The sequence below is a fragment of the Corynebacterium pygosceleis genome (genome assembly GCF_016595275.2).
Taxonomy (GTDB): domain Bacteria; phylum Actinomycetota; class Actinomycetes; order Mycobacteriales; family Mycobacteriaceae; genus Corynebacterium; species Corynebacterium pygosceleis.
On sequence record NZ_JAENIQ020000003.1, the window covers coordinates 260,923 to 274,854 of the forward strand.

At 64.9% G+C, this 13,932-nt stretch carries 13 protein-coding genes; 9 read left to right on the top strand and 4 right to left on the bottom strand.

The window, feature by feature from the left end:
* The first annotated feature begins 32 nt into the window (after positions 1 to 32).
* A complete protein-coding gene (locus JIM94_RS11405; protein WP_200251451.1) occupies positions 33 to 881 on the top strand; it encodes a (2Fe-2S)-binding protein in 849 nt (282 codons plus the stop codon).
* 187 nt (positions 882 to 1,068) lie between these two features.
* Positions 1,069 to 1,890 (top strand): hypothetical protein, encoded by an 822-nt coding sequence (locus JIM94_RS07695; RefSeq protein WP_200251454.1) that lies wholly within the window; start codon positions 1,069 to 1,071, stop codon positions 1,888 to 1,890.
* Between the two features lie 33 nt (positions 1,891 to 1,923).
* Here the strand turns inward: JIM94_RS07695 and JIM94_RS07700 are convergent, their stop codons facing one another.
* Positions 1,924 to 2,226, bottom strand: coding sequence for a hypothetical protein (locus JIM94_RS07700; RefSeq protein ID WP_200251457.1), 303 nt, complete (start codon positions 2,224 to 2,226; stop codon positions 1,924 to 1,926).
* Here JIM94_RS07700 and JIM94_RS07705 point away from each other — a divergent pair.
* The 7 genes from JIM94_RS07705 (at position 2,216) to JIM94_RS07730 (ending at position 10,732) form a co-directional block, all read left to right on the top strand.
* Positions 2,216 to 2,503: a hypothetical protein gene (locus tag JIM94_RS07705; protein WP_200251461.1), complete on the top strand. Its 288-nt coding sequence runs from the start codon at positions 2,216 to 2,218 to the stop codon at positions 2,501 to 2,503. The two genes, JIM94_RS07700 and JIM94_RS07705, sit on opposite strands and share 11 nt — an antisense overlap.
* Before the next feature lie 123 nt (positions 2,504 to 2,626).
* A complete protein-coding gene (locus JIM94_RS07710; RefSeq protein ID WP_248703002.1) occupies positions 2,627 to 3,865 on the top strand; it encodes an MFS transporter in 1,239 nt (412 codons plus the stop codon).
* A gap of 355 nt (positions 3,866 to 4,220) precedes the next feature.
* A complete protein-coding gene (locus tag JIM94_RS11470) occupies positions 4,221 to 4,370 on the top strand; it encodes a hypothetical protein (RefSeq protein ID WP_418904447.1) in 150 nt (49 codons plus the stop codon).
* Positions 4,309 to 4,458 carry a hypothetical protein gene (locus JIM94_RS11315; protein ID WP_200252166.1) on the top strand — a complete coding sequence of 50 codons (150 nt, stop codon included), beginning with the start codon at positions 4,309 to 4,311 and terminating at the stop codon, positions 4,456 to 4,458. The genes JIM94_RS11470 and JIM94_RS11315 overlap by 62 nt, the downstream gene beginning before the upstream one ends.
* Positions 4,459 to 5,136: 678 nt before the next feature.
* Positions 5,137 to 7,428, top strand: a complete 2,292-nt coding sequence (locus JIM94_RS07720; protein WP_200251473.1) for a DEAD/DEAH box helicase — start codon at positions 5,137 to 5,139, stop codon at positions 7,426 to 7,428.
* Between the two features lie 265 nt (positions 7,429 to 7,693).
* Positions 7,694 to 9,928, top strand: coding sequence for an HtaA domain-containing protein (locus tag JIM94_RS07725; protein WP_200251475.1), 2,235 nt, complete (start codon positions 7,694 to 7,696; stop codon positions 9,926 to 9,928).
* Between the two features lie 303 nt (positions 9,929 to 10,231).
* Positions 10,232 to 10,732 carry a hypothetical protein gene (locus tag JIM94_RS07730; RefSeq protein ID WP_200251477.1) on the top strand — a complete coding sequence of 167 codons (501 nt, stop codon included), beginning with the start codon at positions 10,232 to 10,234 and terminating at the stop codon, positions 10,730 to 10,732.
* A 115-nt stretch (positions 10,733 to 10,847) separates the two neighbouring features.
* Here the strand turns inward: JIM94_RS07730 and JIM94_RS07735 are convergent, their stop codons facing one another.
* The 3 genes from JIM94_RS07735 to putP all read right to left on the bottom strand — a co-directional run bounded on the left by JIM94_RS07735 (position 10,848) and on the right by putP (position 13,863).
* Positions 10,848 to 11,351 carry a DUF2269 domain-containing protein gene (locus JIM94_RS07735; RefSeq protein WP_200251479.1) on the bottom strand — a complete coding sequence of 168 codons (504 nt, stop codon included), beginning with the start codon at positions 11,349 to 11,351 and terminating at the stop codon, positions 10,848 to 10,850.
* 110 nt (positions 11,352 to 11,461) lie between these two features.
* Entirely contained in the window at positions 11,462 to 12,160 is a 699-nt protein-coding gene (locus JIM94_RS07740; protein WP_200251481.1) for an HNH endonuclease family protein, read from the bottom strand.
* Positions 12,161 to 12,285: 125 nt separating this feature from the next.
* Entirely contained in the window at positions 12,286 to 13,863 is a 1,578-nt protein-coding gene (gene putP / locus JIM94_RS07745; protein ID WP_200251483.1) for a sodium/proline symporter PutP, read from the bottom strand.
* Between the last annotated feature and the right edge of the window lie 69 nt (positions 13,864 to 13,932).

The window sequence follows — 13,932 nt, forward strand, 5'->3', positions numbered from 1 at the left end:
GGGGGAAAGATGGCCGGGTGAGGAGGTGGCGGGTGGACCCCGTGTTCGGACAACTGCTGGCGGAGTATCCCCGGTTCCGGACGGCACTCGAACCGGCGGCCCACAGTCGTGTCCTGACGGTGGCGGAACTCGCGGCCCCGGCGGTCATTGAGCGGGCGGTGGTCGCCGCCGGGGAGCTCTTCGGTGTCACGGACCCGCGCCATGCCGGACAACTGTGGTGGTTCTCGGCCGTGAATGCTCTCGTCGCACCGTCGGTGACCGCGATGGTCGAGTACGGCCGGGTTCCCGACCTGGATCTCGGCACCGGGGAGCTCTTCGTCCGTGACCCGGAGGACGGGTGCGGTGATCCGGGTGCGGGTTACTGGATCGGGTTCACACCCGGATCATTCGTGTCCGGATCGTCGGACGCGGATCCCCGGAATCCGCAGCGGAGGTCCGGGGAAGGTTTCACCCGGTCGGTCGCGCCGGTGGTGGAGTCGCTCTCCCTGGTCACCGGGGTGAAACCGGCTCCGTTGTGGGCGGTGGTGTCTGACGGGGTGGCGCAGGCCGCCGTCGAGGCCGGTAACGAGGCATTCGACCCGTATCTGGGTGTGCGGACCGCCGTGGCGCTCGTGTCCGGGTTGGGGGCGGCCGGTCCCGGGGACGGTGTCGTGGTACCGCAGCCGCGTTTTCTCGACATCTCCGTCACCGGTGGCACGGTGACCCCGACGGACATGGAGGCCGTCTTCGCGGAAGAGGAGCCGGACGGGGTGCACACCGTCGTCAAACGTGCGTCATGCTGCATGATCTACCGGTCGCCCACCGCCGGAAAGTGTCTGTCCTGTCCGAAGCAGAAGCCGGAGGAACGGGAGCGGAAGCTGGTTTCGGGGCTCGTTCCGTAGCCCGGTGGTTCCGGTCCGGGGGTCCTGTTCCGCATCCTCAGTGACAGTGGACGGCACAGTGGACGCGGCGGCACTAGGCTGTCAGGTGTCCCGGTGCCCGCACCTGGATCGGGTCCGGGCACGACACCGATGTTCCCTCACTTCACCGACACAACCGCACGTCACCACCGGAAGGGTGAACCACGACATGAGCTTCTACGAGGATCTTGCTGCCGCCTTGGACGCAGAGGGGATTGAATCACGCGTCAACGATGAGACCCTCTTCGTGCCGATCTCGTCGGGTGTCGAGATTCAGTTCGACGTGACCAATGAACTGCTCCCGGCGGCGAACATCTACATAGCCGCCGCCCCGGAGTCCTGTGACGGTGGCACGGGCCCCGACGCGGACGAGGAGGAGTTCGAGGCGGTCCTGGTGTCCGCGGTCTTCTCCGTCGACGCGGCGGTCGACGCCGTTCTCGATCACATGGCGACCGACGCCATCGTGGATCTGGTGGATGAGCTGGTCACCGATCCGGACGGGCGCTTCGGTGACCTCCAGTTCACCGCCGTCGAGGGGGAACCGATCACGGTCCGGTCCCCGGCGGCGGAGAACTCGGAACTCGACATCGTCATAGACATCGTCGACGGTGAACCGACGGCCACGGTCACGCTCACGACATTCGACCCTGATCTCGAGGCCCTGCTCGACGATCAGCTCGACGGAACCGACGGCCCGGTCGATGACGAGACGGTGGCGGAACTCATCGGGTGTTTCCTCGCCGAGGGACTCATCCTCCCGGAGCAGACCATGGGACTCGGGACGTACACGGACTTCGGTCGCCTGCTGACGGTGATGCCCTTCATCGCCGAGCATGTCGCGGACTGGGAGGAGGAGCTCACCAGCACCGCCGACGATTACGACGTCCTCTTCGGTGACTCCCGTGACGGTGACACCGAAGACGATGACGACGACATCGAGGATTTCGATCTCGACGGTGACGACGAGGACGGGCCCGCTCCGCAGGGGTGACCGACGGTCCCATCTCCCCGACATCGGTTCCGGTCACGCCGCACAGGGGTGACCGTCGAAGAAGTGGTCCGGTGCGGGGACAGGGCGGAAACTCTGCTCCACCAGCCAGCAGAACGTGGGTGCGGGTTCCGCGGTCAGCTCGAAGACGCAGTCCCCGCTGTCGGGTCCCGCGACGGCCAGAGCCCAGTCCCGGGCCACGGACGGGACGATCCTCTCACCCGTCGGAGCGGTCAGTCGCAGGGTGACCAGATAGGCGGGGGAGCGGTGAACCCCCTGTGCGAAGAGTCGGGCGCGTACGGCTTCACCCACCAGATAGCGGTGCACGGTGACGTTCATCCGGGGGTGTCCGCCCGTCGCCGGTACCACCGTCGACGGCGGCCGCCAGGTCGCCGACGGGCGGGCGAGCGACCGTGGATGCCGCATCATCGAGTGCACGGCCTCCAGCCGGGGTCGTGCACCGGCCCGTGGTGCGGTACCCGAGGGAGGTTCCGCACCACGGCTGGACCGCTTCCCCGGTGACGGTACCGGTACCGTCCCGGACGTGGGGTTCCGTACCGTGGCGGAGATGGACAGAGAGGGCATGTTCCGTGAGGTGATCATGGTCCGACCGTAGAACGGGGGAGGGACACGACAACCGGATGTTCGAAAAGCTGTTCGAATCCGCGGGTGTCGGCCTCCCCGTGTCCGGGCCGGGTCCGACTGTGTGTCGCATGGGGATCGGGGTTAGCCTGAATGGGTGACCAGAGAGAACACCGGGACAGATCGACAGGCGGCGGCGATCCGCATACCCCAGGAGATCTGGGTGCTCGTCTGTGCGGCATTCATCATCGCCGTGGGATTCGGTCTCATCGCGCCCATCCTCCCGCAGTTCGCGCGGAGCTTCGGGGTGTCGATGGCGGCGGCAGGGATGGTCGTGTCGGTGTTCGCCGCCTCCAGACTCTTTTTCGCCCCCGTCTCCGGTCGACTCGTCGACCTCATCGGGTCGCGGAGGGTCTACCTCACAGGCCTGCTCACCGTCGCGGTGACCACGGGGCTGATCGCTTTCGCCCGGGAATACTGGCACATCGTCGCGCTCCGTGCCCTCGGTGGGATCGGATCGACGATGTTCACCGTGTCCGCGATGGGTCTCATCGTCAGGATCTCGCCGCCCGAGATCCGTGGGCGAGCATCCTCCGTCTACGCCACAGCTTTCCTCACCGGGTCGATCGTCGGTCCGGTGATCGGTGCGGGGCTCTCCGTGCTGGGTATGCGGACACCCTTCCTGATCTACGGTGCCGCACTGTTCCTCGCGTCGTTCATCGTGTGGTGGAAGCTCAGTGCGGCGAAGGTGCACGGCTACGACCATGACACGTCGGCACCTCCCATGCGTTTCTCCGAGGCGATCCGTGACTCCGCGTACCGCAGTGCCCTGATCGGCGGTTTCGCGAACGGGTGGGCGAACCTGGGGGTGCGTATCGCGTTGCTGCCGCTGTTCGCCGCGGCCGCGTTCCACACCGGCGGGGCGGTGGCGGGAATCGCGCTCGCCGCCTTTGCGGTGGGCAACGCCTGTGCTCTCCAGGTCTCGGGGAGGTTCGCGGACCGGATCGGACGGAAACCCCTCATCGTGACGGGGCTGGTCGTCAACGGTCTGTTCACCGCGGCGATAGGTCTGACCTCACTGCCGTGGACGTTGCTGGCGGTGTCGGTGGGGGCCGGGGCCGGGGCGGGACTCTTCCTTCCCTCGCAGCAGGCGACACTGGCGGACATCATCGGCAATCACCGTTCCGGGGGCAGGGTTCTCGCCAATTTCCAGATGGCGCAGGATCTGGGCGCGATCGCGGGTCCGGTCATCGTCGGTGCACTCGCGGACGCCTTCGGGTACCGTGCCGCGTTCGCGGCCTGTGGTGCGGTGAGTCTCCTGGCCGCGTGCGCGTGGCTTCTCGGGCGGGAGACCCTTGACACCCGACGGACGGTGACACCGGTTCCGACACGCTGAATCCGGGCCGGATCCGCTTCTGCCGGGGGGTGGGGCCGATGTCCGCCCGGAAGAAACTGTGGAGTTAAAGGTGGTTAACCGCGTGGGGGCGTGGTGGGGGTTCGCCTGATTCCGGACCAGCTGTTTCTTTTCCCGGATCTTCCGGGAATATGTCGCGGGTCTGTGCATGAATAAATTGGCAGTGTTCGCAATCTGTGAACGGGCATTGATCCGGAACTGATTTATTTATTGTATGGAGTAGAAGGCGCCGGAAGCACCGGGGGCCGGACCACTACCTGCACTCCAAACCGGCCGACGCCCTGAAAAAACACTGGCGGACAGCAGGGTACGCCTCGAGGACATCGACTTCATCGAGATCAACGAAGCGTCCGCCGTCGTGGTCGTGCAATCCCTTAAGGACCTCGACCTGGACATGAACAGGTGCAACCCAACGGGGGGGGGCGATCGCACTGGGACACCCACTCGGCGCCTCCGGAGTCCGGGTCCTGGTTACGGCGGTGCATGAACTCATCCGACGAGGAGGGGGAACCGCCGCCGTCGCCCTCTGCGGCGCGGGAGGTCAGGGCCAGTCGATGGTGATCAGCCGGTACTGAGACACTGTGTACCTCTTTTGTGGTTACATATCTGGCTTCAAGGCAGAGAAGATCCTGTCTGGGCCAGGTATCTGTTTTCACCATTGTCTTGAGTTTTGGCTAGTCGTCGATCCGCTATCTTTCGCCATATGCCGAGGCCGGCTCACTACCTTCTGAATCAGATTGGAAGACAGTACTCACGGACCGTCGCTTAGGAACGTGTGACACTCAGTGAATCTGGGGAGTTGAGTTTCTCTGACATACGTAGATAAGGCCAAGAGAAGCCGTAGTGATGGATTAGCCAACTAGGACTTTTACGCGTACCGTGGGGGAGTACTGCTTTTCACCAGCCGGCATTCCCGGTGTCAGTACACCTGCTCTGGGTGGTCGCCGCAACGGTGTCCCCGCAGCATAGGGATGCTGGTTGTGTCGTGTCCGCGAGACCGTCGTCAGTCGCTGGAAGCTGACTGCGACGGATCTGTCCGCGTAGACACCATCTCCCATCGACGAGTCAGACACCCCGGAAGGGGTCAGTCTGTTAGATGTGGACCGGCAAGGCTCAGGTGTGGCGAGCAGGACATGGCATCCCGTGGCGTCAACGTCGGGTGGGTGCCCGTCGGTGCGGCCTTCATAACGTCATGCACCGATACAACATCAGGAAAATAATGTGTGAGCCGCGCGAACAGCGTGCGGAATGACATGAGCAGCGCGAAATATGAAGTCGCGCAGAAGAATGAGGATGGCGCAGTGAACGCCCAGAACGACAACAATGTGAACACCACCGGTGATGCGAATGAGATCATCACCCTGGATGATGTGGTGAATGCGGGTACCGAGAACGGTTCCCCCGAGCAGAACACCGAAACCCCCGACAGTGACACCGGCGTCGTGACCGTCGCCGATGACCGGGACACCACCTCCGACGCGGCGGCTCCCGCAGCCGAGACCCCCGTCTCCGAAGAGGCTGTCACCGAGGAAGCTCCGGAGGCCCCCGAATCAGCTGCCTCGAAGCCGGAACCGGCCGCCGAGAACACCTCCGGTGACAAGGCCGAGGAAAAGACCGAGGAGAAGGAGGAGAACGGTTTCGCCGGGCTCGGACTTCCGGACCGTACCCTCGACGCCGTCCGGAAGATCGGCTACGAGTCCCCCTCGCCGATCCAGACCCAGACCATCCCGCTCCTCATGGATGGCCGTGACGTCGTCGGTCTCGCGCAGACCGGTACCGGCAAGACCGCCGCATTCGCGCTGCCCATCCTCTCCCGCATCGACCCGTCGGTGAAGGCACCCCAGGCGCTCGTGCTCGCCCCGACCCGTGAGCTCGCGCTCCAGGTCGCGGACGCGTTCCAGAGTTTCGCCGATCACATCGGGAACCGCATCAGCATTCTGCCCATCTACGGTGGTCAGGCCTACGGTGTGCAGCTCAGTGGGCTGCGTCGTGGCGCGCAGATCGTCGTCGGCACCCCCGGCCGTGTCATCGATCACCTGCAGAAGGGTTCACTGGACATCTCCGGTCTGCGTTACCTCGTGCTCGATGAGGCCGACGAGATGCTGAACATGGGATTCCAGGAGGACGTCGAGACGATTCTCGCCGACACCCCGGCGGAGAAGCAGGTCGCACTGTTCTCCGCGACGATGCCCAACGGTATCCGCCGGATCTCCAAGCAGTACCTCAACGACCCGGCGGAGATCACCGTCAAGTCGAAGACCCGCACCAACACCAACATCACGCAGCGCTACCTCTCGGTCGCGCACCGCAACAAGATCGACGCTCTGACCCGCATCCTCGAGGTCACCGAGATCGAGGCCATGATCGTGTTCGTGCGCACCAAGCACGAGACCGAGGAAGTCGCCGAAAAGCTGCGCGCCCGTGGTTTCTCCGCTGCCGCCATCAACGGTGACATCGCCCAGGCTCAGCGTGAGCGTACCGTCGACCAGCTCAAGGACGGTCGTCTCGACATTCTCGTCGCCACCGACGTCGCCGCCCGCGGCCTCGACGTGGACCGCATCAGCCATGTCCTCAACTTCGACATCCCCCACGACACCGAGAGCTACGTGCACCGTATCGGCCGTACCGGTCGTGCGGGCCGCTCCGGTGAGGCGATCCTGTTCGTCACCCCCCGTGAGCGCCGTATGCTGAAGTCCATCGAGAGGGCGACCAACGCCCCGCTCAACGAGATGGAACTGCCCAGCGTCGAGGAGGTCAACGAGTCCCGTAAGGCGAAGTTCGCCGACTCGATCACGACCGCCCTCGAGGACAAGCAGGTCAACCTGTTCCGTCACCTGGTGAAGGCCTACGCCGAGGAGCACGACGTGCCGCTCGAGGATGTCGCTGCGGCACTCGCCACCCAGGCTCAGGCCGGCAATGACTTCCTGCTCAAGGAGCAGCCGAAGCGGGAACGTGAACGTTTCGACCGTGACCGTGGCGACCGAGGTGATCGCGGCGGACGTTTCGATAGGGGAGACCGTCCCGACCGGGGTGAGCGCGGCGGAAACGCCCGCTTCGACCGTGGCGACAAGAACCTGTCCGTCTACCGCGTCGCGGTGGGCAAGCGTCAGCACGTCCGCCCGGGCGCCATCGTCGGTGCCCTGGCCAACGAAGGTGGTCTCACGTCCCAGGACGTCGGACGCATCACCATCAACGTCGACCACACCCTCGTCGAACTGCCGAAGGATCTTCCCCGCGAGGTGTGGGACAACCTCTCCGACACCCGCATCTCCGGACAGCTCATCCATCTCGAGCACACCCCGGACGCCCCCATCGGACGTCAGTCCGGCGGTGGTTTCCGTGGCGGTGACCGCAACGACCGTGGCGGTCGCGGTGGTTTCCGTGGTGGTGACCGTGAGGATCGTGGCGGCCGTGGCGGTTTCCGTGGCGGTGACCGCAACAACGACCGCGGTGGTTTCCGTGGTGGTGACCGTGAGGATCGTGGCGGCCGTGGCGGTTTCCGTGGGGGAGACCGCAACAACGACCGTGGCGGTTGGCGCAACTAGCCACCCCACCAGGTTCCCCCGTCCCAACGGGCGGTGGAGACAGTGAACCCCCTGTCGGGGTCCGGATGACCGGGCCCCGACAGGGGGTTTCGGCATCCCGGAGCGGGGTTGATCCGCATGATGAAAAGGGGAGCCTCACTTCGGACGTGCTAGTTTTATGGTGAGTAAAACCTGAAACAATCATGAGGCGGACCGTAGATTCCCGTGTGGCGCCATCACCCGCACATTTTCTGTCCGTCGGAGAAAACTAGGACACACATACACGATGACCTCCACATTCAGAGCGTTGCCCCGGACGGCGGTCGCGGCGCTCGCGGCACTCGCAATCGTCTGCCCGCTCACCTCGACCATCGGTTCCGCTGTCGCCGGTGCTGACGTCACCTCGACCATCGGTCTCGAACCGACCCCGGGGAAGGAACAGTCCTATCCGGACGACCACCTCGCCCTCGCCTGGGGTATCCGTTCCTCATTCATGAACTACGTCGACGGGCACAAACCCCAGCATGTTCTCGACGGTGCCCGTTTCCTCAACGGTTCCGTCCAGTGGCCCTACATCTCGACGTCGACACTCGCCGACGGTCGGATCCAGGTGCAGTACGGCGGAACCGTGAACTTCATGCAATACTGCCCCCAGGACGGAACCGGCTACGTCCGTGGCCAGTGCGATCTCGACCTGACCTTCGCTGATCCCCGCATCGTCTTCGATCCGGCGACAGGGGAGGGGGAACTGTTCATCAACCGGCACACCAAGCAGTACAACGGGGGCTGGTTCGGCCCCGAAGAGGTCCTCCTCGGCGACCTCAACGTCGATGCCGGTCGGTTCAACAGCGCGGACGGTGTGGTCACGTGGGATCACGTCACAGCCACGCTGACCGAGGAGGGCAACGCCGCCTTCTCGAACTTCTACACCGCGGGCGGCAACCTCGCTCCCCTGAACTTCAGCTACCCCGGTGACTTCACCGGAGCGGTCGAAGGCCCCGCCTACCGTGCCACCAGTGACGTCATCACGGACATTCCGTGGGACAACGCGGTCTCCGTGTTCGAGCACAGCTCCGGTGCCGTGATCGTCGTCGCCAACTACGACGGAAAAGGCTATGTCCAGGGCTACTCGGCCGACCTGAAGACCCGCCTGTTCAGTCAAGAGATCGACAGTCGTGCCAGCTCCGACGCCGCATGGGACAAGCGGACCGACACGCTCTACTACTCCGGTTCCGATGAGCTCTCGGTCCACAAGGTCACCGTGACGGAGAGCGGGCTCTCCGGGGACACCGTCGCCGTCACCGTACCCGGGACCTCCACCATCACGGTGCAGGGACAGACTCAGGAGGCCACGAACAAGGTCACCGGTGTCGCGTTCGGGGAGGAGACGGGCACACTCGGTGTGCTGTACAAGACCGGACGCCAACACGGTGGATTCATCTCCGTGGATCGTGCGGGAACGGTGAAGAACTGGGCCCTGCCCCGTGCCTCCGATGTCCTCGGCAAGGAACTGAACGACGACTACAGCGTCTACATCTACGGAGACACCTACAACGCGGGTTACCGCACCGGTCTCCGGGCACTGCCGGACGGTACCTTCCTCAACGTGCGGGACGGCAACCACCTCTACGAGGACGGCACCGTCTCCGGTGGCGTACCCGTGCACATCAATCCCACAGCAGAGACCGTCACCCCGATCATGAACATGGTGGACCTCCAGGACGAGATCCACGGTGTCCGCCTCGGCTCCAACGGCACCAGAGGCGTCGCGGTACGTGGTGACCTCGTCGCCATCTGGAACAACTTCTCCTGGACCGAGAGCCCGGAGCCCCAGAAGGATCAGACCAGGCCCCTGATCGCGTTCTTCCGCTACAACGAGGCCGATCACACCTTTGCCCGTGTCGGGGCGGGAGTCGTGGGAGATAAGTTCGATGAGTACGCCGGTGTCGGCTTCCTCACCGACGGTAAGGCCGCCGTCGCCTCCGGACGCTCCGGCGAGATCGCCGTCGTCGATCCCGCCTCCGCCGGACTCGACGGAATCAGCGATCAGATCGGCTACAGCCAGCACGTGAAGGACACCCGACTTCCCTACAACGAGGGAATCACGGAATTCAGCGACGGTTCGCTCTACATCATCGACCGGCCACAGGACTCCTCCGGAAAGAAGTTCTTCGTCGGAGTGGTCCGCCTCTCGCCGACATCGGGCACCAGTCAGCAGGACTCCGGCATCAACCAGGTTCACATGGACTACGTGGCCCCCGTCCAGGACGACACCACCGAAACCAGCGCGCCGACCGAGCCGACCGAAACCACGGCACCGAGTGAGACCAGCGCGCCGACCGAGCCGACCGAGCCGACGGAGACCAGTGCACCGTCCACGAGTACGACCCCGGATCCCGCCGGGAACTCCGGATCGGCGTCTGCGCTGCCTCTGCTCGGAATCGGCGCCCTGCTGGCCCTGTTCGCCGCGATCATCCACTTCCTGACCCACCCGATGCAGATTCCCGGTCTGCCCCGCTAGACCGGAAACGAACAACCGAAGAAACCACTGCGGCCACCGTGGTAGCGGCCGGGACCACGGCCCGGTGCCACGGTGGCCCCTTCTTCCCCCGTCGCCCCTCACGCTCTTCCCGTGGAGCTAACGAAAACGGGCGGCGGGTGGATAGGATCAACAGGAGGTCGGCTCCGGCGGTAACACGTGGAGTCGCTCCCACGTATCTCCCGGTGCCCCGGACGTGTTCAGGGGCCGACGGCAGAATCAATGTCCTCGTACGGTGCACGGTCCCAGGGGCGTGTACCCCACATTCTCCGGAAAGAACAATCCATGCATACCTCGTTCCGTCGCTCCGTCATCCGATCGGGTGTCGCCGCAGCCATCGCCCTGTCCCTGTCCTCGACCGTTCTCGTCCCGGTCGCCACCGCCGGGGAAACCGGAACAGGCACCGCCGTCGAGGAGACAACTGTCCCGGTGGAGAACGCGGAGAACGAAGCCGCCACCCAGGAAGACGGGAAGTTCACCCCGAAGCCGTTGCCGCGCCCCACTCCTCCGGATGACTACACCCCGCCGGCACCGAACGGTTCAGCGGCGCAACTGTCCTCCGGATTCAATGTCCTGAACAGCACCGAGTCGCTGTCCGGCAAGAGCATCAGCCTCAGCACGAAACTGGGAACCACGGGGATCATCGGACTCGGCTGGTTGTTCATGTTCGCGTTCATCATCGCGCGGCAGGGCAACATTCTCCCGAAGCTCCCGATCGATCTTTCCCCCTCGGCGGACGCCCTGCAGGGACTGTCCTCGCAGATTCTGCCGCAGCCCGCCCCCTGACCCCGTGCATCCCTCCTGACCTCGTTGTCGGTGGGGGACACGGAACGAAAAAGAGACCCGCCCCGATCTGGTTCAGACCAGGATCGGGGCGGGTCTCTTTGTCCGAGGTACGGATCTAGATCATCATCAGAACCGCGACGATGAACCACAGGAGCGAGAAGATGCCGCCGAACATGGAGAGCTTCTTCGTCGTGGCGGTCCAGTCCACCGTCGTGGAGGTCCCGGCTCCCGTGTCCTTCCCCACGTTGAGGGCAGCTGCGGGGTCATCGTCGTCGGTGGCGACCCCGAGGTCCGCCATCAGCACCTTCTGGCGGGGGATGATGAGGAAGAACAGGATGCCCCATGCGATGACCGAGAGCAGGATGGACGCGTGGAAACGGCCGTCCTTCAGAAAAGCCGTGTCGGTGAAGAACAGTCCGAGGCCCAGCAACGGAACGAGGAGGGACAGGAAACCGTAGGTCTTGGTGATGCGGTGGAGCAGCGCGGCGGAACCGGTCGCCGCCCGGTCACCGTCGTGGGCGGCGCGGGCACGTCCCTGGAACATGGAGACGGCGATGGTCACCGGGCCCAGAAAAACGATTGCTGCAAGAACATGCAGAATGCTGATGAGATTGTCCACGTCGGGGATCGGCCTCTCGAAGGTCGGGGAAAGAATGTCACCGACCACCATAACCCGCCGACCCGTGCCCGGGACAAAGCGCGTTCCCGGGGAACCGGATGGTGTGACGTTCAGTGTGGCGCGTGGACGGCGAGCAGACACTGCCGGCGCATCGTCGCCACATCGGTGGGCGTGAGCCGGAGACGGTAGTCACGGGCGACCGCGGCCAACCGTCGCACGTACCAGCACCTGGACCAACGGTCACCCGGTAACCAGTCGGAAGGCAGCGAATCGGACTTCCTCCGGTTCTCCCGTGCCGAGACGACGACGAGGTTCGCCGGATCATTGGCGAACCGTATCCGGGTGTCCCGGTCCCACTCTGCGGCACCCATGTCCCAGGCCGCTGAGAGCGGGTAGATGTGATCGACCTCGATCCGCTGATCCCGGTCCGGAGGGTGGAGAGACATCACCGATCCCGAGTAGGGGTCCTGACCGGGCGACGCGGAGACGGTGCAGTCGGGGGCGACGGTTGCTCCGGGGAGCGACAGGGCCAGCATGAGGTCGTGGGTCGTGCAGGCGAGAGGGCCGATGTGCGCGGGGCCCCAGCCCGCACCGAACTGATCCCGCTGGTAGCCGGGGACCGTGACGCGGCTGTCCGTGCGGGGAATGAGGGGCAACGTGTCGGCCAACCGTGGTGGCGGCGTCTGTCCCGGTGGCACGCGTCCGACCGTCGGGGCGAGCGTGTACACCCCCAGCAGCAGGGTCACCAGTACGAGTGCGCGGATCGTCCACGGTGGTGGTGGCGGTGCGGGGGCGGGCGTGGTTGTCATGGACGGTACGACCGGCGGCGGGAGGCCCGGGTTCCGGGGACGGAACGCGGAAATGCCCGCCCCACCGTGGCGGTGGGACGGGCATCCGGTGTGGATCACGGATCTCCGGAGGGAATCCGGGTCGGTCAGATCTCGCCCTTCTCGGCCTTGGCCTGGACCTCTTCCACGGCCAGTTCCGGGTTCTCGTCCGCGAGCTTCGCGAGGCGTGCGGCCTCATCGAACTCCCTGGTGACGCCCCGGGACGGGGGAGCGGTCAGGAGGGAGACGACGACCATGACGACGGTCGCGACGAGGAAGCCGGGAACCATCTCGTAGAGGACGTCGCCCAGGGGCGACCGGCCCCAGAAGAAGGAGACCAGAGCACCGGAGGCCATACCGGCGATGGCACCCGGGGTGTTCAGGCGACGCCAGTAGAGCGACGCGATCACGACGGGACCGAAGGCGGATCCGAAGCCGGCCCAGGCGAAGCCGACGAGCCCGAGGATGGAGGCGTCGGGGTTCCACGCGAGGAGGGTGGCGATGACGGCGACACCGACCACGGCGGTACGGGAGTAGTACACGAGCTTCTGGTTGGTGATGGGACGCTTGTGGAACAGGCGCAGCAGGTCCTCGATGAGTGCGGAGGACGTGACCAGCAGCTGTGAGGAGATGGTCGACATGATGGCCGCCAGAACCGCGGTGAGCACCAGGCCGGCGATCAACGGGTGGAACAGGATGCGCGCCATGTCGAGGAAGATCGTCTCGTAGGAGTCGCGGTCGGTGATCGCGATGTTCGGGTCCTGTCCGAAGAAGGACGTGCCGATCAGTGCGACGGCGGCGGCGCCGATGACGCAGAGCAGCATCCAGCCGATGCCGATGCGGCGGCCGGACTTGGCCTCCTTCGGGGAGCTCAGCGCCATGAATCGCACGATGATGTGGGGCTGTCCGAAGTAGCCGAGGCCCCAGGCGAGGTTGCCGATGATGGCGGCGAAGGAGACGCCGGTGATCATCGAGAAGTAGTGGGTGTTGAGTTCACCGTCGGTCCAGGGGCCGTACTCCCTGGTGGTGGCCCAGGTGAAGATGGAGCCCGGATCGTTCATCACGAACAGTGCCATCACGGGAACGATGAGCAGCGCGGCGAACATGATCATGCCCTGCACGGCGTCGGTGTAGCAGACCGCGAGGAAACCGCCGATGACGGTGTAGATGACGGTGACGACGGCGACGATGAGGAGACCGGTGTGGTAGTCACCGTCGAAGGTCGCCTGGAAGTACTTGCCGCCCGCGACCATGCCCGCGGAGACGTAGAAGGTGAAGAACACCAGGATGATGAGGGAGCAGATGATGCGCAGCGTGTGTGACTTGTCGCGCAGCCGGTTCTCGACGAAGGACGGGATGGTGATCGAGTTGTTCGCGACCTCCGTGTAACTGCGGAGTCGTGGGGCGACCCAGAACCAGTTGGCCCAGCAGCCGACAAGTAGGCCGATGGCGATCCACAACTCCGAGAACCCGGTGACGAACAGGGCTCCGGGGAGGCCCATGAGGAGCCATCCCGACATGTCGGAGGCACCGGCGGAGAGGGCTGCGACGAACGGGTTCAGGCCCCGGCCCGCCAGAACGTAGTCATCGTATTCATCGGTCTTGCCGAATCCCCAGAATCCGATGGCGAGCATCACGAGCATGTATATGACAATGGCGATCACGAACCATGTTTGTTCGGCCATGTGTCCTCCTAGTTTGCTTGACGGCGGTGTGGTGGTCGTGCGGTGGCTTCGTTTCGTGCGTCGGGGTCT

Bases quoted from the DNA above. Each gene is read 5' to 3' on its own strand.
- JIM94_RS07725 (WP_200251475.1), top strand. From the start codon at position 7,694: ATGACCTCCACATTCAGAGCGTTGCCCCGGACGGCGGTCGCGGCGCTC.
- putP (WP_200251483.1), bottom strand. From the start codon at position 13,863: ATGGCCGAACAAACATGGTTCGTGATCGCCATTGTCATATACATGCTC.
- JIM94_RS07740 (WP_200251481.1), bottom strand. From the start codon at position 12,160: ATGACAACCACGCCCGCCCCCGCACCGCCACCACCACCGTGGACGATC.
- JIM94_RS07695 (WP_200251454.1), top strand. From the start codon at position 1,069: ATGAGCTTCTACGAGGATCTTGCTGCCGCCTTGGACGCAGAGGGGATT.
- JIM94_RS07720 (WP_200251473.1), top strand. From the start codon at position 5,137: ATGAGCAGCGCGAAATATGAAGTCGCGCAGAAGAATGAGGATGGCGCA.
- JIM94_RS07700 (WP_200251457.1), bottom strand. From the start codon at position 2,226: ATGAACGTCACCGTGCACCGCTATCTGGTGGGTGAAGCCGTACGCGCC.
- JIM94_RS07730 (WP_200251477.1), top strand. From the start codon at position 10,232: ATGCATACCTCGTTCCGTCGCTCCGTCATCCGATCGGGTGTCGCCGCA.